Genomic DNA, 19,164 nt, shown 5'->3' with positions numbered 1-19,164 from the left:
ACTTCACCCGTGAGCACCTTCAAGGCCCCCAAGGGCACGTACGACCTGATCCCGCCGGACAGCGCGACGTACCTCGCCGTGCGCGAGGCCATCGCCGCGCCCCTGAAGAACTCCGGTTACGGCTACATCGAGACGCCCGGCTTCGAGAGCGTCGAGCTGTTCGCCCGCGGTGTCGGCGAGTCCACCGACATCGTGACCAAGGAGATGTACGCCTTCACGACCAAGGGCGGCGACGAGCTGGCGCTGCGCCCCGAGGGCACCGCGTCCGTGCTGCGCGCCGCGCTCGAGGCGAACCTGCACAAGGCGGGCAACCTGCCGGTCAAGCTCTGGTACTCCGGCTCGTACTACCGCTACGAGCGCCCGCAGAAGGGCCGCTACCGCCACTTCTCGCAGGTCGGCGCAGAGGCGATCGGCGCCGAGGACCCGGCGCTGGACGCCGAACTGATCATCCTCGCCGACCAGGCGTACCGCTCGCTGGGCCTCAGCAACTTCCGCATCCTGCTGAACTCCCTGGGCGACAAGGAGTGCCGTCCGGTCTACCGCGCCGCGCTCCAGGAGTTCCTGCGCGGCCTCGACCTGGACGAGGACACCCGGCGCCGCATCGACATCAACCCGCTGCGGGTCCTCGACGACAAGCGCGACGAGGTGCAGAAGCAACTCGTGGGCGCGCCGCTCCTCGGCGACTACCTGTGCGACGCCTGCAAGGCGTACCACGCGGAGGTCCGCGAGCTCATCACAGCCGCGGGCGTCGCGTACGAGGACGACCCGAAGCTGGTGCGCGGCCTCGACTACTACACCCGCACCACCTTCGAGTTCGTGCACGACGGCCTCGGCTCGCAGTCCGCGGTGGGCGGCGGCGGGCGCTACGACGGCCTGTCCGAGATGATCGGCGGTCCCTCGCTGCCGTCGGTCGGCTGGGCGCTCGGCGTGGACCGCACGGTGCTGGCGCTGCAGGCGGAGGGCATCGAGCTCGACATCCCGGCCGGCACCAGCGTGTACGCGGTGCCGCTCGGCGACGAGGCCCGGAAGGTCCTGTTCGGCGTGGTCACCGAGCTGCGCAAGGCCGGTGTCGCCGCCGACTTCGCGTACGGCGGGCGGGGCCTCAAGGGCGCGATGAAGTCGGCCAACAGGTCGGGTGCCCGGTACACGGTCGTGGCCGGTGAGCGCGATCTCGCCGAGGGCGTCGTCCAGCTCAAGGACATGGAGTCCGGGGAGCAGGAGGCGGTCCCCCTCGACGCGCTCCTGGAGAAGCTTCGCTCGCGGCTTGCCTGAGGTGAGCGCGGAGGCCGGACGGCAGGCGCCGTCCGGCCTAGGCCCTGTTGTCAAACTCCCTCCCCCAGCTACCGCGGGGAGGTGCCCCCAGCTACCGCTGGGAGGTGCCCCCAGCCCCGCGACGCCTGGCACGCACTCCCCCAGCTAACGCTGGGGGTGCCCCCAGGAGGTGCCCCCACGCCGCGTTGCCGAAAAGCCCTGTAGCTCCTCCCCGAAGGTCTTAAGGACCAGGGGGACCCCCACCGAGGACTCTCCGGCGCCTTGCGATCGCACGCACCAGACGCCGCGGGGCCCGCCCTTCGGGCGGACGGCGGGAGTTTGACGACAGGGCCCAGGTGCGTCATGGCGAAGAGCGTCCCGTGGGACCGAACGTTCCGGGACCCTCGGTCGTTCTTGATTTGTGTCCATCGAACGGTGGACGCACGCGCGCGTGCGGCACAATGACGGTGCCCGCAGGCCACCATTCGAGCGACGGAACGGCGTGATGAGCAAGACGATGACAGCAAGGGACGGCGTCGCCTCCTCCGATCCCGCCGGCCAGAACCGGCCCGAGGGCCCCCGGGCGGTCGGTGGGAGCCGCGGGCTCGCGCTGCTGCTGGTGATCACGGGCGCGGCGGGACTGCTGGCCGCCTGGGTCATCACCATCGACAAGTTCAAGCTGCTCGAGGCGAAGGTCGCGGGCACGACGTTCACGCCGGGCTGCAGCCTGAACCCCGTGGTCTCCTGCGGCAGCGTCATGGAGAGCAAGCAGGCCGCGGCCTTCGGGTTCCCCAACCCCATGCTGGGCCTCGTCGCGTACGGCATCGTGATCTGCGTCGGCATGAGCCTGCTGGGCCGGGCGCGCTTCCCGCGCTGGTACTGGCTGACGCTCAACGCCGGGACGCTCTTCGGCGTCGCCTTCTGCACATGGCTGCAGTACCAGTCGCTGTACAACATCAACGCGCTGTGCCTGTGGTGCTGCCTGGCCTGGGTCGCCACGATCGTCATGTTCTGGTACGTGACGTCGTTCAACATCCGTAACGGGCTGCTGCCCGCACCGGGATGGCTGCGCGGTTTCTTCGACGAGTTCACCTGGGTCGTTCCGGTGCTGCACATCGGGATCATCGGGATGCTGATCCTGACCCGCTGGTGGGACTTCTGGACCAGCTGACCCCGGTGCCGGACGAGCTCCGAGACCTTGCGGCGCAAGTGCGCGGAGGGACTGTCAGTGGGGTGACATAGGGTTCTCTGCGTGGAGCCCGACCTGTTCACCGCCGCCGCAGAAGCCCGCCAGGAGAAGGATCCGGCAAGCAGTCCCTTGGCCGTGCGGATGCGCCCGCGCACACTCGACGAAGTCGTCGGCCAGCAGCATCTGCTGAAGCCGGGCTCGCCCCTGCGCCGGCTCGTCGGCGAGGGCGGTGGGGGTCCGGCCGGGCCTTCGTCGGTGATCCTCTGGGGCCCGCCGGGCACGGGCAAGACGACCCTCGCGTATGTCGTCTCCAAGGCCACGAACAAGCGTTTCGTCGAGCTTTCCGCGATCACCGCGGGAGTGAAGGAAGTCCGAGCGGTCATCGACGGCGCCCGTCGCGCCACGGGCGGCTTCGGCAGGGAGACCGTCCTCTTCCTCGACGAGATCCACCGCTTCAGCAAGGCCCAGCAGGACTCCCTGCTCCCCGCCGTGGAGAACCGCTGGGTGACCCTGATCGCGGCGACCACCGAGAACCCGTACTTCTCGGTGATCTCACCCCTCCTGTCCCGCTCCCTGCTCCTCACGCTCGAACCGCTCACGGACGACGACATCCGGGGCCTGCTGCGCCGCGCGCTGGCCGACGAGCGCGGACTCGGCGAAGCGGTCAGCCTGCCCGAGGACTCCGGGGACCATCTGCTGCGTATCGCCGGGGGTGACGCGCGGCGCGCGCTCACCGCGCTCGAGGCAGGGGCCGGGTCCGCCCTCGCCAAAGGCGAGCAGGAGATCACGCTCCAGACCCTCGAGGAGTCGGTCGACCGCGCGGCCGTGCGGTACGACCGGGACGGGGACCAGCACTACGACGTGGCGAGCGCCCTGATCAAGTCCATCCGCGGCTCGGACGTCGACGCGGCGCTGCACTACCTGGCGCGGATGATCGAGGCGGGGGAGGACCCGAGGTTCATCGCCCGCCGCCTGATGATCTCCGCCAGCGAGGACATCGGGCTGGCCGACCCGACGGCCCTGCCGACGGCGGTCGCCGCCGCCCAGGCCGTCGCCATGATCGGCTTCCCGGAGGCCGCGCTGACGCTGAGCCATGCGACGATCGCGCTCGCCCTCGCCCCCAAGTCGAACGCGGCGACGCTCGCGATAGGCGCGGCAATGGATGACGTACGCAAGGGCCTCGCCGGCCCCGTCCCGCCGCACCTGCGCGACGGCCACTACAAGGGCGCGGCCAAGCTCGGCCATGCGCAGGGCTATGTGTACCCGCACGATGTGCCGGGCGGCATCGCACTCCAGCAGTACGCCCCCGACGCCATCGACGGCCGGCAGTACTACAAGCCCACGCGGTACGGCGCGGAGGCGCGGTACGCGGACGTGGTCGAGCGCGTCCGCGAGCGCCTCAGGGGCGAGCAGCCGGGAGCGGCCAAGGACGCGGGAGCGGCGGACGGCTGAGCGGCACGGCCGGTCTGCGGCACTGTCCGCGACCTAGTAGACTTCCCAGAAGCGCTGCGTTCCGCGTCCGGTTTCGGCCGGCACCACCAGAGCGGGACAGGCAGCCGGAGCCCCCAATGCCCTCGGGCGGGGAACTCCAGGAGCGTCGCGCACCGTCGAACGGTGTCGCGGGCAGCCCACCACCCCGGTGATACGGCGGTCGGTGGGCCACTCGCGTGCTGCACGTATGTGCCCAGACCAGGGAGCGGCTGCCCGCCGAGACCGCCGTGATCACACTCACGGCAGGCCCCGACGGGTTTCCCCGGCTGCGGATGCGACCTCCCCTAACCCTGGTGAAGCCGATTCACATAGATAGAGAGGTTTGGTTCGTGGCGAACCAGTCCCGCCCCAAGGTCAAGAAGTCGCGTGCACTCGGTATCGCGCTGACCCCGAAGGCCGTCAAGTACTTCGAGGCCCGCCCCTACCCGCCGGGTGAGCACGGCCGTGGCCGCAAGCAGAACTCGGACTACAAGGTCCGTCTGCTCGAGAAGCAGCGTCTGCGTGCGCAGTACGACGTTTCCGAGCGTCAGCTGGTCCGCGCCTACGAGCGCGCCAGCAAGGTCCAGGGCAAGACCGGTGAGGCCCTGATCATCGAGCTCGAGCGCCGTCTCGACGCCCTGGTGCTCCGCTCCGGCATCGCCCGCACCATCTACCAGGCCCGTCAGATGGTCGTCCACGGCCACATCGAGGTCAACGGCAAGAAGGTCGACAAGCCGTCCTTCCGCGTCCGCCCCGACGACGTCGTGATGGTCCGCGAGCGCTCCCGCGAGAAGCACCCCTTCCAGGTCGCCCGTGAGGGTGGCTACGACACCGACGGTGAGACCCCGCGCTACCTGCAGGTCAACCTGAAGGCGCTGGCGTTCCGCCTGGACCGGGACCCGAACCGCAAGGAGATCCCGGTGATCTGCGACGAGCAGCTCGTCGTCGAGTACTACGCCCGCTGATCAGCCTCGCCTGATCCGGTCGTAGACACCGCGATTCAGCCCGCCGCGTCCCCGCCCTGCTGGGTGGGAGAAGCGGCGGGCTTTCGCGTGTCCGGAGCGTCGTCGGAGGCGTCGTCCTCCTGCATCGGCCCCCGCTGCTGGGGCAGCAACCCCCGCAGGTCGGCGCGCTGCCGGTCCAGCACCCGAGCCACCGCGGCATCCGTACCGAGCCGCCCTCCGGCGCCGAGGCACTCCTCGTACCGCTCGGCACCGAGCTCCTCGCGGACCAGCTCCGCGCACAGCTGGTGCGGCGCGTTGAAGTGGCTCGAGCCGAACAGCGGCAGGCCGACCGAGGGCCAGATCCGGCCTGCCACTCCCTGCAGCAGAGCGGCCTCCTCCGGGTCCCCCTGCGCCACCGTGACCAGCGCGAGCAACTCGATCGAAAGCACGGAGCCCAGCAGATCGTGGAAGCCGTGGTGGATGGCGAGCGACTGCTCCAGCAGTTCCCGCGCCCGCTCCAGGCGGCCGTCCGCCCAGGCCGCGTACGCCAGGACGAACAGCGCATACGCCCGAGCCCAGCGCTCGCCGTGGTCCTCACACACCAGGCGTACGTCCTCGCACAGCACGACGGCTGCCGGCAGATCCCCCTGGAAGGCCATCGCCAACGCCAACTCGACCTGGCACATCAGCACGTAGCTGCTGAGCTCGCCGATCTCGTGATAGCGGTCGAGGGCCGCGCGCAGCAGCTCCTCGGCACGGGGCATGTCGTCCGTCACCAGCGCCAGACAGCCGGTGCGGTGCATCGCACTGGCGAACGCCGTCGCATGACCGTGGTGTTCGGCCCCGTCCCGGCACTCCTGCAGCGCGGTCAGCGCGGGAGCCACGTCGCCCTGCAGGATCGCCACATAGCCGAGCGCCCACAGGGCCTTCAGCCGCGACTCCACATGGTCGGCGCCCAGCTCGAGACTCCGCTCCAGCCAGTGCCGGCCCTCGGCCAGCCGCCCGCAGCCCGTCCAGTAGAAGCACAGCGTGCCCGCCAGATACTGGCCCATGTGCGCCTCGCCCGGCTCCGACAGGCACTGGTCCAGCGCGATCCGCAGGTTCGGCAGATCCGCCTCGACGCGTGCCGCGACCTCCCGCTGCCTGGGCGAGAACCACTCCATCTCGCACCAGGTGGCCAGGCCTATGTACCAGTCGCGGTGCCGGCGCCGCAGCCGGGCGCCGTCGCCCGTCGCCTCCAGCCAGTCGGCGCCGTACGCCCTGACGGTGTCCAGCATCCGGTAGCGCACCCCGGCCGGGGTCTCCTCGCGGGTCACCAGGGACTGCGCGAGCAGCTCACCCAGCACGTCGAGCACCGCTTCGTCGGACAGCCCGCAGCCACCGCAGACGTACTCGGCCGCCTCAAGATCGAAGTTCCCCGAGAACACCGAGAGCCGCGCCCACAGCAGCCGCTCGTCCGGCGTGCACAGCTCATGGCTCCAGCCGATGGCCGTACGCATGGTCTGGTGGCGCGGCAGGGCACTGAGCCCACCGCCCGTCAGCAGGCCGAACCGGTCGTCGAGCCGGGACACCAGCTGTGCCGGAGACAGGGCCCGCAGCCTGCCCGCGGCCAGCTCCACGGCGAGCGGAATCCCGTCCAGGCACCGGCACACCTCCAGGACGTCGGGAAGATTGCCGTCGTGCAGCGTGAAGTCGGGCAGTACGGTCGCGGCGCGGTCCGCGAAGAGCTCGGCGGCCTCCTCCGCAGGCATGGGGGAGAGAGGAAACAGCCGCTCGCCGTCGACGCCGAGCGGCCTGCGCCCGACGGCCAGCACCCGTAGCCCCGGGGCCCGGCACAGCAAGTCCCGCACGAGTGACGCGCTCGCCTCGACGAGATGCTCGAACCCGTCCAGTACGAGCAGCAGTTGGCGGTCCGCGAGATGGTCGAAGAGCACCTGGCGCGGCGGCCGGGTCGTGCAGTCCGTCAGTTCGAGCGCCTCGGCGACCGCGTACTCGACGAGCTCCGCCTCCTGCAACGACGCCAGCTCCACCAGCCAGACTCCGTCACGCGGCTCGGTCAGGGACGCGGCACGCGCCGCCAGCCGCGACTTGCCGACCCCTCCCACCCCGGTCACCGTGACCAGCCGCTCCGCCTCCAGCGCATCCCTCAACTCCTCGAGTTCGGCCGCGCGGCCCACGAAGGCGTTGAGGTCGAGAGTGAGATTGCCGGGCTTGATCGGCTTTCGTCCGGAGTCGCCCGGGCCGGGGCTTAAGCGCTCTAAGTGCCGCATGCAAACGCAGCGTACTCAGGCATATGCGATCCGTACAATCGCTTCACCCAAGTCCCTCCGGCCGCACGCGGACCGCAGGGGCCCGTGCCCGAGCGGGTAATGCGGTACGGAGCGGCGCCACCGGCGCGATAGGCTCGGGGACGACTTTTGGATGTTCACGCACGACGATCAGAGAGCGGTGCACAGTGTCCGGTGGAGAGGTTGCCGGGATCCTGGTGGCCGTCTTCTGGGCGATCCTGGTCTCCTTCCTCGCCGTGGCGCTGGCGAGGCTGGCCCAGACGCTCAGAGCGACCACCAAGCTCGTGGCGGATGTGACCGACCAGGCCGTCCCGCTGCTGGCCGACGCCTCCGCGGCAGTGCGCTCCGCGCAGACCCAGATCGACCGGGTCGACGCCATCGCGTCGGACGTCCAGGAAGTCACGTCGAACGCGTCGGCGCTCTCCACCACCGTCGCGTCCACCTTCGGCGGCCCCCTGGTCAAGGTCGCGGCGTTCGGCTACGGCGTGCGCCGGGCCATCGGCCGCAGGACCGGCCCCGCCGAAACGCAGGTGACCGCCGAGCGCTCGCGACGTACCGTGATCGTGGGCCGCACCCTCCCGTCTGCACGGCGCGGAAAGCGGAAGAAGGACTGACGCAGCGATGTTCCGCCGTACGTTCTGGTTCACCGCAGGCGCAGCCGCCGGAGTGTGGGCCACCACCAAGGTCAACCGCAAGCTGAAGCAGCTGACCCCCGAGAGCCTCGCCGCGCAGGCCGCGAACAAGGCGATCGAGGCGGGCCACAAGCTCAAGGACTTCGCCCTCGACGTCCGCGACGGCATGGCCCAGCGGGAGGCCGAACTCGACGAGGCGCTCGGGCTGAACGCCGGGACCGAATCCGGACTCCCCGCCCCGCGCGTCATCGCCATCGAAAACCGCAACAACCCGAAGCACGCCGACAGGACGGCGTACTCGTACAACCGGAATGAGGACCACTGATGGAGTCGGCTGAAATCCGCCGCCGCTGGTTGCGCTTCTTCGAAGAGCGCGGGCACACCGTCGTGCCGTCGGCGTCGCTGATCGCGGACGACCCGACCCTGCTGCTGGTCCCCGCCGGCATGGTGCCCTTCAAGCCGTACTTCCTGGGCGAGGTCAAGCCGCCCTATCCGCGCGCCACCAGCGTGCAGAAGTGCGTGCGCACGCCGGACATCGAAGAGGTCGGCAAGACCACCCGGCACGGCACGTTCTTCCAGATGTGCGGCAACTTCTCCTTCGGCGACTACTTCAAGGAAGGCGCCATCAAGTACGCCTGGGAGCTGCTCACCACGCCCCAGGACCAGGGTGGTTACGGCCTGGAGCCGGAGAAGCTCTGGATCACCGTCTACCTTGAGGACGACGAGGCCGAGCGCATCTGGCGCGACGTCGTCGGCGTCCCGGCCGAGCGCATCCAGCGCCTGGGCAAGAAGGACAACTACTGGTCCATGGGCGTCCCCGGCCCCTGCGGACCCTGCTCCGAGATCAACTACGACCGCGGCCCCGAGTTCGGCGTCGAGGGCGGCCCCGCCGTCAACGACGAGCGGTACGTGGAGATCTGGAACCTCGTCTTCATGCAGTACGAGCGCGGCGAGGGCACCTCCAAGGAGGACTTCGAGATCCTCGGCGAGCTGCCGAGCAAGAACATCGACACCGGTCTCGGCATGGAACGCCTCGCCATGATCCTGCAGGGCGTGCAGAACATGTACGAGATCGACACCTCCCGCGTCGTGATCGACAAGGCCACCGAGCTCACCGGCGTCCGCTACGGCGAGGCCCACACCAGCGACGTCTCGCTGCGTGTGGTCTCCGACCACATGCGCACGTCCGTCATGCTCATCGGCGACGGCGTCACCCCCGGCAACGAGGGCCGCGGCTACGTCCTGCGCCGCATCATGCGCCGCGCCATCCGCAACATGCGCCTGCTCGGCGCCACAGGACCGGTCGTCGGCGAACTCGTCGACACGGTCATCAAGACGATGGGCGAGCAGTACCCGGAGCTCATCACCGACCGCAAGCGCATCGAGAGCGTCGCCCTCGCCGAGGAGGAGCGCTTCCTCAAGACGCTGAAGGCCGGCACCAACGTTCTCGACACCGCGGTGACCGAGGCCAAGGCCGCCGGCTCCGCCGTGCTGCCCGGCGACAAGGCCTTCCTGCTCCACGACACCTGGGGCTTCCCGATCGACCTCACCCTCGAGATGGCCGCCGAGCAGGGCCTCTCCGTGGACGAGGACGGCTTCCGCCGCCTGATGAAGGAGCAGCGGGAGCGCGCCAAGGCCGACGCCCAGGCCAAGAAGACCGGCCACGCCGACCTCGGCGCCTACCGCGAGATCGCCGACGCCTCCGGCGAGACCGACTTCATCGGCTACAGCGACACCGAGGGCGAGTCCAGGGTCGTCGGCATCCTCGTCGACGGCGTCTCCTCGCCCGCCGCCACCGAGGGCGACGAGGTCGAGATCGTCCTCGACCGCACCCCGTTCTACGCCGAGGGCGGCGGGCAGATCGGCGACACCGGCCGGATCAAGATCGACACCGGTGCCGTCATCGAGGTCCGCGACTGCCAGAAGCCGGTCCCGGGCGTCTACGTCCACAAGGGCGTCGTCCAGGTCGGCGAGGTGACCGTCGGCGCCACGGCCCACGCCACCATCGACACCCGCCGCCGCAAGGCCATCGCCCGCGCCCACTCCGCCACGCACCTCACCCACCAGGCGCTGCGCGACGCCCTCGGCCCGACGGCCGCCCAGGCCGGTTCCGAGAACCAGCCCGGCCGCTTCCGCTTCGACTTCGGCTCCCCGTCAGCCGTACCCACGGCCGTGATGACCGACGTCGAGCAGAAGATCAACGAGGTGCTCGCCCGCGACCTGGACGTCCGGGCCGATGTGATGAGCATCGACGAGGCCAAGAAGCAGGGCGCCATCGCCGAGTTCGGCGAGAAGTACGGCGAGCGCGTGCGCGTCGTCACCATCGGCGACTTCTCCAAGGAGCTCTGCGGCGGCACGCACGTCCACAACACCGCCCAGCTCGGTCTGGTGAAGCTGCTCGGCGAGTCGTCGATCGGCTCGGGCGTGCGCCGTATCGAGGCCCTCGTCGGCGTGGACGCCTACAACTTCCTCGCCCGCGAGCACACGGTCGTCGCCCAGCTCCAGGAGCTGGTCAAGGGCCGGCCCGAGGAGCTCCCCGAGAAGATCGCCGCCATGCTCGGCAAGCTGAAGGACGCCGAGAAGGAGATCGAGAAGTTCCGCGCGGAGAAGGTCCTCCAGGCCGCCGCCGGTCTCGCCCAGGGCGCCCAGGACGTACGTGGTGTGGCCCTCGTGACCGGCCAGGTCCCGGACGGCACGACTGCCGACGACCTGCGCAAGCTGGTCCTCGACGTGCGCGGCCGCATCCAGGGCGACCGCCCGGCCGTCGTTGCTCTGTTCACGACGGTGAACGGCAAGCCGCTGACGGTCATCGCCACCAACGAGGCCGCCCGCGAGCGCGGCCTCAAGGCCGGCGAGCTGGTCCGTACCGCCGCCAAGACCCTCGGCGGCGGTGGCGGCGGCAAGCCGGACGTCGCCCAGGGCGGCGGTCAGAACCCGGCCGCCATCGGCGAGGCCGTCGCCGCCGTCGAACGCCTCGTCGCTGAGACCGCGTGACGACGGCCATGCGCCGCGGCCGTCGCCTCGCGATCGACGTCGGGGACGCCCGTATCGGGGTCGCCTCGTGCGACCCCGACGGGATCCTCGCGACGCCGGTGGAGACCGTGCCGGGACGCGACGTCCCGGCCGCCCACCGGCGGCTGCGGCAGCTCGTCGAGGAGTACGAGCCGATCGAGGTCGTCGTGGGCCTGCCCCGCTCCCTGCGCGGGGGCGAGGGCCCGGCCGCGGCCAAGATCCGGGCCTTCGCCCAGGAATTCGCCCGTGCGATCGCGCCCGTTCCGGTCAGACTCGTGGATGAGAGGATGACCACAGTGACGGCCAGTCAGGGGTTGCGCGCCTCGGGAGTGAAGTCCAAAAAGGGCCGCTCTGTGATCGACCAGGCGGCAGCGGTGATCATCCTCCAGAACGCACTGGAGTCCGAACGGGCGTCAGGTAAAGCTCCGGGCGAGGGCGTTGAAGTAACCGCCTGACGAGGGGGTTCATAGCGTGACATTGCTGTGCCCTTGCGAATGACAAGGCATCGCGGGGAGCCCTGCATGCGACTTGCGGGGAGTTCGAACCCTGGAAATGAAAGTCAGCTGATCGCGATACGGTAACGTGCCCCCTTGTGCGGTGCTGCTCGAACAGCTGCCGCACAGACACAAGGGGCGTGGGGGACTGAGCTGCTCAGTCGCTACCGCCTCGCGGCTCTAGGGGATCGGTCACTCGCTCCCCAGTCGTCATGACTGGGGCTATTTCGTCCGAGAGAAAGCCCATGTGTGACCAGCCCGAGTCATCGTGTGGAGGAGGTGTGATCGGTGACTACGTTTCAGGTGAGTGAGAAGACCCACCAGGCCGTGCTTCCTCAGCGGCCTGCTCTGGAATCCATGGCAGCAGACAACCCTGGGAGCAGGGACGAAACGGGCTGTGGACCCTCCGTGCGACAGCATGGAGGAGCTGACTTGGGACATGGGCGAGGGGAGACGCGTGAATCCGGCCTCAAGGTTCATGCGCGACACCCCGAGGCGATCGCGTCAGCGAGCGCCGAGGGAGAACACGCTGCCGGTAACGGCGGCACCACACAGCCAGATGTCGCGTGCGGTGCGGCTTACGTGCCGGTACTTGATCGGCATGGTGTCCCACTCATGCCATGCCACCCCGCTCGCGCACGCGAGCTCCTGACTAAGGGGCGAGCAGTCGTGGTACGGCATACGCCCTTCGCTATTCGGCTGAGAGACCGGGATGCCGAGCGTTCAGCCGTGCCAGGCGTGGCCGTGCGCATTGATCCTGGCTCCAAAGGAACGGGCATCGCCGTCACTGCCGACTCGGAAGCAGCGAACGACGAGTACGGCGCTGGACGTCAAGTGCGGCGAGGTCTGATGGCGATCGAGCTTCAGCACCGTGGTGCACAAATTCATAAGGCAATGCAGCAGCGTGCCAACTACAGGCGTGCTCGAAGGTCACGGAACCTACGTTACCGATCTCCTCGATTTGACAATCGAACTCGCCCAGCAGGATGGCTTGCTCCGACGCTTCAGCATCGGGTAGACACTGTTGTATCGACCGTGAGACGACTGACGGGCTACCTTCCTGTCACTGAAATTCACATCGAACGGGTCTGCTTTGATACCCACGCCATGAGCGAGGGTGTGGATCGACTTGAAGGCGTGCGGTATCAGCAAGGCACTCTCGCCGGTTACGAAGTCCGTCGGTACTTGCTTGAGAAGTGGGGGCGGGCCTGCGCGTACTGTGGCGCCCAGGGTGTCGCCTTGCAGGTGGAGCACATCGAGTCGAAGGCGCGTGGTGGTTCCGACCGGATCTCCAACCTCACGCTCGCCTGTGGGCCGTGTAATCAGACCAAAGGCGCACGACCGGTGGCAGAGTTCCTGAGCCGTCGGCCTCACGTGCTGGAGCGGATCTTGCGCCAGGTCAAAGCACCGTTGAGGGACGCGGCTGCAGTGAACACGACGCGTTGGCGCATTGCGGATCAGCTTCAGTCGATAGGGCTGCCTGTGTACACGTGGTCTGGTGGGCGCACTCAGTACAACCGAATGACGCAGTGCCTTGCGAAGTCCCACACATTGGATGCGCTGGCAGTTGGATATATTGAGGACGACAGAAGTATTGTTCGCTACCCGAAGACGGTTCTCGTCGCTGCCGCGATGGGGCGTGGATCATATTCTCGCACTCGTCCGGATCGTAACGGATTTCCGCGGCTAAGGCTTCCTCGGAGTAAACAGTACTTCGGCTATTCGACGGGTGATCTCGTGCAGGCGGTAATTCCTACCGGGATGCATGCTGGCGTCAAGGTCGGGCGAATTGCCGTCCGTGCCACCGGGCGTTTCAACATTCGTTGCGCCCAGGGAGTGATTCAAGGAATTCACTACCGCCATATGCGCTTGCTGCAGCGAGCGGAGGGCTACGGCTACACCACCAGAGAGGAGGAAGGCGTGCGTCTCGAGGACGAGTGCCAGAGGCACGCCGACCACCCTAATGACTGAGTATGGCCGGGGCCCAGGCTCCGAACCGTGGCATCCCGAGGACCCGTTGTACGGGGACGGCGGATGGGGAGGACAGCAGGCAGACGCCGGCCAGTCCCCCTACGGCGGCCAGCCGGGGCATTATCCGCAGCAGCCGCAGCAACCCCAGCAGTACGACGAATGGGGCACCGGCCAGCAGGCGGCCTACGGACGGCCTCAGCAGCAGTCCCCCGGCTACGACACCGGGAACCAGGGCCCCGGCTATGACCCCCGGAACCAACACGGCGGCTACGGCGGGCAGCAGCAGCCCGGCGGCTACGGCCAGCAGCAGTACGGCGGTGGCTGGGACACGGGCCAGCACGGCCAGGTCCCGTACGCCGCTGATCCGGCGGACCCGTACGGCCAGCCTGCGTACGGGGGCGAGCAGCAGGACTACTACCGCACGTCCGAGGCGTACCCGCCGCCCGAGCCGCCCGCCCGTCGGCGCCCGGCGCCCGAACGGGAGACCGACTGGGACCCGGGCCCGGACCAGGGTGAGCACGCCTTCTTCGCGGGCGGCGACGATGACGACCGGGACGACGACGCTCCCGGCCGTAGAGGACGCGGCGACCGGCGCGGCCGCGGGGGCGGGCAGAAGAAGCGGCGCAGCGGATGCGCGTGCCTGGTCGTGGTGCTCGTCTTCGGCGGCGGCATCGGCGGGGTCGGGTACTTCGGCTACCAGTACTACCAGGACCGTTTCGGCCCGGCTCCGGACTACGCGGGTAGCGGGACCAGCGACAAGGTGAACGTCGAGATCCCCAAGGGTGCCGGCGGCTACGAGATCGGTCAGGCGCTGAAACGGGCAGGCGTCGTCAAGAGCGTGGACGCCTTTGTGGCCGCCCAGGCGACGAATCCGGACGGGAACAAGATCCAGGCGGGCGTCTACACACTCAATGCCAAGATGTCGGCGGCGAGCGCTGTCGAGCTCATGTTGAACCCGAAGAGCCGCAACAACCTGATCATTCCCGAAGGCCAGCGGAATTCCTGGGTCTACGCGCAGATCGACACACGCCTGGAGCTCAAAAAGGGCACCACGGCGAGCGTCGCCAAGAAGGAATGGAAGAGCCTGGGACTGCCGGACTGGGCGAACAACAACAAGGACATCAAGGATCCCCTCGAGGGTTTCCTCTATCCGTCCGCCTATCCGGTCGCCAAGGGCATGAAGCCCGACGTCGTGCTGAAGGGCATGGTCAAGCAGGCCACGGAGAAGTACGACGAACTGGGCCTCAAGGAAAAGGCCGACGGGCTGAATCTCGAAAACCCGCTGCAGCTCTTGACGGTGGCCAGCCTGGTACAGGCTGAGGGAAAGACCCACGACGACTACCGCAAGATGGCCGAGGTGATCTATAACCGCCTCAAGCCGACCAACACGGAGACGTACCAGCTGCTCCAGTTCGACTCGACCTTCAATTACCTGAAGGGCCAGAGCAAGATCCACATCAGCGAGTCCGAGATCAACAGCAATCAGGACCCGTACAACACCTACACTCAGAAGGGTCTCCCGCCGGGGCCGATCGACAACCCGGGCGCGGATGCGCTGGAGGCGGCGCTCGATCCCACCAGCGACGGCTGGATCTACTTCGTGGCGACCGACGGCATGGAAAAGACGGAATTCGCGAAGACTCACGCTGAATTCCTGAAGCTCAAGGACAAATTCAATGACAGTGCGGGAAGGTGAGGCGCGGCGAGCCGCAGTCCTCGGCTCGCCGATTGCCCACTCCCTCTCGCCGGTGCTGCATGGTGCCGCATACGAGGCACTGGGGCTGCACGACTGGACGTACGACCGGTTCGAGATCGACGAAGCGGCGCTGCCCGGCTTCATCGAGAAGCTCGGGCCGGAGTGGGCGGGGCTCTCGCTGACGATGCCGCTCAAGCGCGCGGTGATTCCGCTGCTCGACGAGATCAGTGACACCGCGGCCTCCGTCGAGGCGGTCAACACGGTCGTGTTCACCGAGGACGGTCGGCGCCTCGGCGACAACACCGACATCCCGGGCATGGTCGAGGCTCTGCGCGAGCGCGGCATCGACCGCGTCGAGTCGGCGGCCATCCTCGGCGCAGGCGCCACCGCCTCCTCCGCCCTGGCCGCGCTCTCGCGGATCTGTGAGGGCGAGGTCGTCGTCTACGTCCGCAGCGAGGCGCGCGCGGCCGAGATGCGGAACTGGGGCGAGCGGCTGGACGTCGAGGTGCGCACCGAGGACTGGGGCGACGCCGCACAGGCCCTGCGCGCCCCGCTGGTGATCGCCACGACCCCGGCGGGCACCACGGACGTGCTCGCCGCAGCCGTGCCCGAGCGGCCGGCCACGCTCTTCGACGTGCTGTACGAGCCGTGGCCGACCAACCTCGCAGCCCGCTGGTCTGCGTACGGCGGAGCGGTCGTCAGCGGCCTCGACCTCCTGGTGCACCAGGCGGTGCTCCAGGTGGAGCAGATGACCGGGCATGCGCCGGCACCGGTCGACGTCATGAGGAAAGCCGGCGAAGAGGCGCTGGCGGCCCGCTAGAGCCACGCCCTGGCGGGCGCCTGAAGCCCCATTCAGTCACGGAGTTCCCGTCGAACGCGTGGCACCCGCGTGGTCTCGTACGCGCCCCAGGCGCCCGGAGGACCGCCGGTCCTGACCGCCGCGCCGTCCGCCTTGTGGACCGAGGGCCGGGTCCGCCGCCCGACGTGGGAGGATCGGGGATGGCGGGCCAGGGCCGCGCACCCGGTCGCGCCATCGCCGTACGCGAGGACGCGCGTAGGCGAACGCAGTACGCAGTTCCGGGCGCGAGCATGAGGAGCACCGTTGAGCAGGTTGCGCTGGCTGACCGCGGGGGAGTCCCACGGACCCGCACTCGTCGCGACGCTGGAGGGACTTCCCGCCGGCGTGCCGATCACCACGGAGATGGTGGCGGACCACCTGGCCCGGCGGCGCCTCGGCTATGGGCGCGGTGCGCGCATGAAGTTCGAGCGCGACGAGGTCACCTTCCTCGGCGGCGTCCGCCACGGCCTCACCCTCGGCTCCCCGGTCGCGATCATGGTCGGCAACACCGAGTGGCCCAAGTGGGAGCAGGTCATGGCGGCCGACCCGGTGGACCCGGCAGAGCTCGCCGAGCTGGCCCGCAACGCGCCGCTGACCCGGCCGCGGCCCGGCCACGCGGACCTGGCCGGCATGCAGAAGTACGACTTCGACGAGGCCCGGCCGATCCTGGAGCGCGCCTCCGCGCGCGAGACGGCGGCCCGCGTCGCGCTGGGTGCGGTCGCCCGTTCGTACCTGAAGGAGACGGCCGGCATCGAGATCGTCTCGCACGTCGTGGAGCTGGCCGCCGCCAAGGCCCCCTACGGCGTGTACCCCAAGCCGTCGGACGTCGAGAAGCTGGACGCGGACCCGGTGCGCTGCCTGGACGCGGACGCGTCGAAGGCGATGGTCGCGGAGATCGACCAGGCCCACAAGGACGGCGACACCCTGGGCGGTGTCGTGGAGGTGCTGGCGTACGGCGTGCCGGTGGGCCTCGGGTCGCACGTGCACTGGGACCGCCGTCTTGACGCGCGGCTCGCCGCCGCGCTGATGGGCATCCAGGCGATCAAGGGCGTTGAGGTCGGTGACGGCTTCGAGCTGGCGCGGGTGCCGGGCTCGAAGGCGCACGACGAGATCCTGTCCACCGCGGACGGCATCAAGCGCGCGACCGGCCGTTCCGGGGGTACCGAGGGCGGTCTGTCCACGGGCGAGCTGCTGCGCGTCCGTGCGGCGATGAAGCCGATCGCGACCGTGCCGCGGGCCCTGGCCACCATCGACGTGGTCACCGGTGAGGCCACCAAGGCGCACCACCAGCGCTCGGACGTGTGTGCCGTCCCGGCGGCCGGAATCGTGGCCGAGGCCATGGTCGCGCTGGTCCTGGCGGACGCGGTGGCGGAGAAGTTCGGCGGCGACAGCGTGGGTGAGACCCGCCGCAACGTCACCTCGTACCTCGAGAACCTGAAGATCCGGTGAGCGCGGTGAACGGGCGGCCGGTCATCGTCCTCGTCGGGCCCATGGGCGTCGGCAAGTCCACGGTCGGCCAGTTGCTGGCCGAGCGGCTGGGCTGCGGCTACCGGGACACCGACGAGGACATCGTGGCCGCCGAGGGCAGGTCGATCGCCGACATCTTCGTGGACGAGGGCGAACCCCACTTCCGCGCGATCGAGAAGCGTGCGGTGCAGGCCGCGATCGCCGCGCACGACGGTGTGCTGGCGCTCGGCGGCGGCGCGATCCTCGACGCCGACACCCGCGCGCTGCTCGCGCCGCACCGCGTCGTGTATCTGTCGATGGACGTCGAAGAGGCCGTCAAGCGCACCGGCCTGAACACCGCGCGCCCGCTGCTCGCCGTCAACCCCCGCCGCCAGTGGCGTGAGCTGATGGAAGCACGCCGCCACCTGTACACCGAAGTCGCCGACGCCGTCGTGCCCACCGACGGCCGTACCCCCGAAGAGGTCGCCCAAGCGGTCCTCGACGCACTGGAGCTGAAGGAAGCATGACGGAGCAGGCAGTGACGCGTATCCAGGTCGGCGGCACGGCGGGCACCGAGCCGTACGAGGTGCTCGTCGGGCGGCAGTTGCTGGAAGAGCTCGACGGGCTCATCGGCGAGCAGGCGCAGCGCGTTGCGGTGATCCATCCTGAGGCGCTCGCCGAGACCGGCGAGGCGCTCCGCGCCGACCTGGCCGAGCAGGGCTACGAGGCCGTCGCGATCCAGGTGCCGAACGCCGAGGAGGCCAAGACCGCCGAGGTCGCCGCGTACTGCTGGAAGGCGCTGGGCCAGTCCGGGTTCACGCGTACGGATGTCGTGGTGGGTGTCGGTGGCGGCGCCACCACGGATCTCGCCGGGTTCGTGGCCGCGACGTGGCTGCGCGGGGTGCGCTGGATCGCCGTACCGACGACCGTGCTCGGCATGGTCGACGCGGCGGTCGGCGGCAAGACCGGCATCAACACGGCCGAGGGCAAGAACCTCGTCGGTGCCTTCCATCCGCCCGCCGGTGTCCTGTGCGATCTGGCCGCGCTCGACTCGCTGCCGGTCAACGACTTCGTGTCGGGTCTCGCCGAGATCATCAAGGCCGGTTTCATCGCCGACCCGGTCATCCTCGACCTCATCGAGGAGGACCCGCAGGCGGCCCGCACCCCGGCCGGGCCGCACACCGCCGAGCTCATCGAACGCTCCATCAAGGTCAAGGCCGAGGTGGTCTCCGGCGACCTCAAGGAGTCGGGGCTGCGCGAGATCCTCAACTACGGGCACACGCTGGCGCACGCCATCGAGAAGAACGAGCGCTACAAGTGGCGGCACGGCGCGGCCGTCTCCGTCGGCATGCACTTCGCCGCCGAACTCGGCCGTCTGGCCGGGCGGTTGGACGACGCGACCGCCGACCGTCACCGCACCATCCTGGAGTCGGTCGGACTGCCCCTCAGCTACCGCTACGACCAGTGGCCCAAGCTCCTCGAGACGATGAAGGTCGACAAGAAGTCGCGCGGGAACGTGCTGCGTTTCATCGTCCTCGACGGCCTCGCCAAACCCACCGTTCTGGAGGGGCCCGACCCGGCCGTGCTGCTCGCCGCGTACGGCGAAGTCGCGGGCTGAACACGCGGCTTGTCCGTCCAGTTCTCCGGGTAGTCAGGCCCGGGCACTTCGCGACGTCCCCGGCCGTTCACACAACGGCGGCCGGGGAAGGTACCGTTCGGTAGCGAGCGGCCCGCAAGACCCGCTCGCCCGCACCAGTTGCCTGTACGAGACGGAGTGGCACCGGATGCAGCATGCAGTGGGGGCTCCGCTGCCGCCGCCCTATCGGCCGGGGCAGGGGCCTGCCGACAGCGGGCCACCTGCTGCACGGCAGCCAGGATCGCATCCGGGCCCGGATGCCACGGGCCCCGCTCTTGCGGGCTCCGTCCCCGCGGG

General features: G+C 69.3%; 15 protein-coding genes. 14 read left to right on the top strand and 1 reads right to left on the bottom strand.

The features are described 5' to 3' along the window. Positions 1-9: 9 nt before the first annotated feature. The 4 genes from hisS to rpsD all read left to right on the top strand — a co-directional run bounded on the left by hisS (position 10) and on the right by rpsD (position 4,875). Entirely contained in the window at positions 10-1,272 is a 1,263-nt protein-coding gene (gene hisS / locus H1D24_RS10635; RefSeq protein WP_181657197.1) for a histidine--tRNA ligase, read from the top strand. Between the two features lie 484 nt (positions 1,273-1,756). Next, positions 1,757-2,422: a vitamin K epoxide reductase family protein gene (locus H1D24_RS10630; protein ID WP_181657196.1), complete on the top strand. Its 666-nt coding sequence runs from the start codon at positions 1,757-1,759 to the stop codon at positions 2,420-2,422. An 81-nt stretch (positions 2,423-2,503) separates the two neighbouring features. After that, positions 2,504-3,892 (top strand): replication-associated recombination protein A, encoded by a 1,389-nt coding sequence (locus tag H1D24_RS10625; protein ID WP_181657195.1) that lies wholly within the window; start codon positions 2,504-2,506, stop codon positions 3,890-3,892. Between the two features lie 368 nt (positions 3,893-4,260). Next, positions 4,261-4,875, top strand: coding sequence for a 30S ribosomal protein S4 (rpsD, locus tag H1D24_RS10620; protein WP_181657194.1), 615 nt, complete (start codon positions 4,261-4,263; stop codon positions 4,873-4,875). 35 nt (positions 4,876-4,910) lie between these two features. Here the strand turns inward: rpsD and H1D24_RS10615 are convergent, their stop codons facing one another. Next, positions 4,911-7,124, bottom strand: a complete 2,214-nt coding sequence (locus H1D24_RS10615) for an ATP-binding protein (RefSeq protein WP_181657193.1) — start codon at positions 7,122-7,124, stop codon at positions 4,911-4,913. Between the two features lie 185 nt (positions 7,125-7,309). On the opposite strand from H1D24_RS10615, the gene H1D24_RS10610 reads away from it, so the two are divergent. The 10 genes from H1D24_RS10610 (at position 7,310) to aroB (ending at position 18,849) form a co-directional block, all read left to right on the top strand. Next, positions 7,310-7,756, top strand: coding sequence for a DUF948 domain-containing protein (locus H1D24_RS10610; RefSeq protein WP_181657192.1), 447 nt, complete (start codon positions 7,310-7,312; stop codon positions 7,754-7,756). A 7-nt stretch (positions 7,757-7,763) separates the two neighbouring features. Further along, positions 7,764-8,099 carry a DUF6167 family protein gene (locus H1D24_RS10605; RefSeq protein WP_181657191.1) on the top strand — a complete coding sequence of 112 codons (336 nt, stop codon included), beginning with the start codon at positions 7,764-7,766 and terminating at the stop codon, positions 8,097-8,099. Next, a complete protein-coding gene (gene alaS / locus H1D24_RS10600; RefSeq protein ID WP_181657190.1) occupies positions 8,099-10,768 on the top strand; it encodes an alanine--tRNA ligase in 2,670 nt (889 codons plus the stop codon). The genes H1D24_RS10605 and alaS overlap by 1 nt, the downstream gene beginning before the upstream one ends. 8 nt (positions 10,769-10,776) lie before the next feature. Then, positions 10,777-11,241, top strand: a complete 465-nt coding sequence (gene ruvX, locus H1D24_RS10595) for a Holliday junction resolvase RuvX (RefSeq protein ID WP_181657395.1) — start codon at positions 10,777-10,779, stop codon at positions 11,239-11,241. A gap of 396 nt (positions 11,242-11,637) precedes the next feature. Beyond that, positions 11,638-13,251, top strand: a complete 1,614-nt coding sequence (iscB, locus tag H1D24_RS10590; protein ID WP_220136590.1) for an RNA-guided endonuclease IscB — start codon at positions 11,638-11,640, stop codon at positions 13,249-13,251. After that, on the top strand, positions 13,244-14,947 hold the full coding sequence (mltG, locus tag H1D24_RS10585) for an endolytic transglycosylase MltG (RefSeq protein ID WP_181657188.1): 1,704 nt from the start codon (positions 13,244-13,246) through the stop codon (positions 14,945-14,947). Before iscB ends, mltG begins: the two co-directional genes overlap by 8 nt. Further along, on the top strand, positions 14,928-15,767 hold the full coding sequence (locus H1D24_RS10580; RefSeq protein ID WP_181657187.1) for a shikimate dehydrogenase: 840 nt from the start codon (positions 14,928-14,930) through the stop codon (positions 15,765-15,767). The genes mltG and H1D24_RS10580 overlap by 20 nt, the downstream gene beginning before the upstream one ends. Before the next feature lie 282 nt (positions 15,768-16,049). Next, positions 16,050-17,234 carry a chorismate synthase gene (gene aroC, locus H1D24_RS10575; RefSeq protein WP_181657186.1) on the top strand — a complete coding sequence of 395 codons (1,185 nt, stop codon included), beginning with the start codon at positions 16,050-16,052 and terminating at the stop codon, positions 17,232-17,234. Between the two features lie 41 nt (positions 17,235-17,275). Next, positions 17,276-17,758: a shikimate kinase gene (locus H1D24_RS10570; RefSeq protein ID WP_181657394.1), complete on the top strand. Its 483-nt coding sequence runs from the start codon at positions 17,276-17,278 to the stop codon at positions 17,756-17,758. Continuing rightward, positions 17,755-18,849 carry a 3-dehydroquinate synthase gene (aroB, locus tag H1D24_RS10565; protein WP_181657185.1) on the top strand — a complete coding sequence of 365 codons (1,095 nt, stop codon included), beginning with the start codon at positions 17,755-17,757 and terminating at the stop codon, positions 18,847-18,849. Before H1D24_RS10570 ends, aroB begins: the two co-directional genes overlap by 4 nt. Positions 18,850-19,164: the final 315 nt, after the last annotated feature.

Source organism: Streptomyces himalayensis subsp. himalayensis, assembly GCF_013778455.1.
In the GTDB taxonomy this organism is placed as follows: domain Bacteria; phylum Actinomycetota; class Actinomycetes; order Streptomycetales; family Streptomycetaceae; genus Streptomyces; species Streptomyces himalayensis.
Note: the sequence above shows the minus strand (reverse complement) of the source record. Positions and strands in the feature narration are given on the sequence as shown.

Coding starts and splice junctions, on each gene's coding strand:
- H1D24_RS10630 (WP_181657196.1), top strand. CDS start 1,757: ATGAGCAAGACGATGACAGCAAGGGACGGCGTCGCCTCCTCCGATCCC.
- H1D24_RS10615 (WP_181657193.1), bottom strand. CDS start 7,124: ATGCGGCACTTAGAGCGCTTAAGCCCCGGCCCGGGCGACTCCGGACGA.
- H1D24_RS10605 (WP_181657191.1), top strand. CDS start 7,764: ATGTTCCGCCGTACGTTCTGGTTCACCGCAGGCGCAGCCGCCGGAGTG.
- alaS (WP_181657190.1), top strand. CDS start 8,099: ATGGAGTCGGCTGAAATCCGCCGCCGCTGGTTGCGCTTCTTCGAAGAG.
- ruvX (WP_181657395.1), top strand. CDS start 10,777: ATGCGCCGCGGCCGTCGCCTCGCGATCGACGTCGGGGACGCCCGTATC.
- iscB (WP_220136590.1), top strand. CDS start 11,638: ATGGCAGCAGACAACCCTGGGAGCAGGGACGAAACGGGCTGTGGACCC.
- mltG (WP_181657188.1), top strand. CDS start 13,244: ATGACTGAGTATGGCCGGGGCCCAGGCTCCGAACCGTGGCATCCCGAG.
- H1D24_RS10580 (WP_181657187.1), top strand. CDS start 14,928: ATGACAGTGCGGGAAGGTGAGGCGCGGCGAGCCGCAGTCCTCGGCTCG.
- H1D24_RS10570 (WP_181657394.1), top strand. CDS start 17,276: ATGGGCGTCGGCAAGTCCACGGTCGGCCAGTTGCTGGCCGAGCGGCTG.
- aroB (WP_181657185.1), top strand. CDS start 17,755: ATGACGGAGCAGGCAGTGACGCGTATCCAGGTCGGCGGCACGGCGGGC.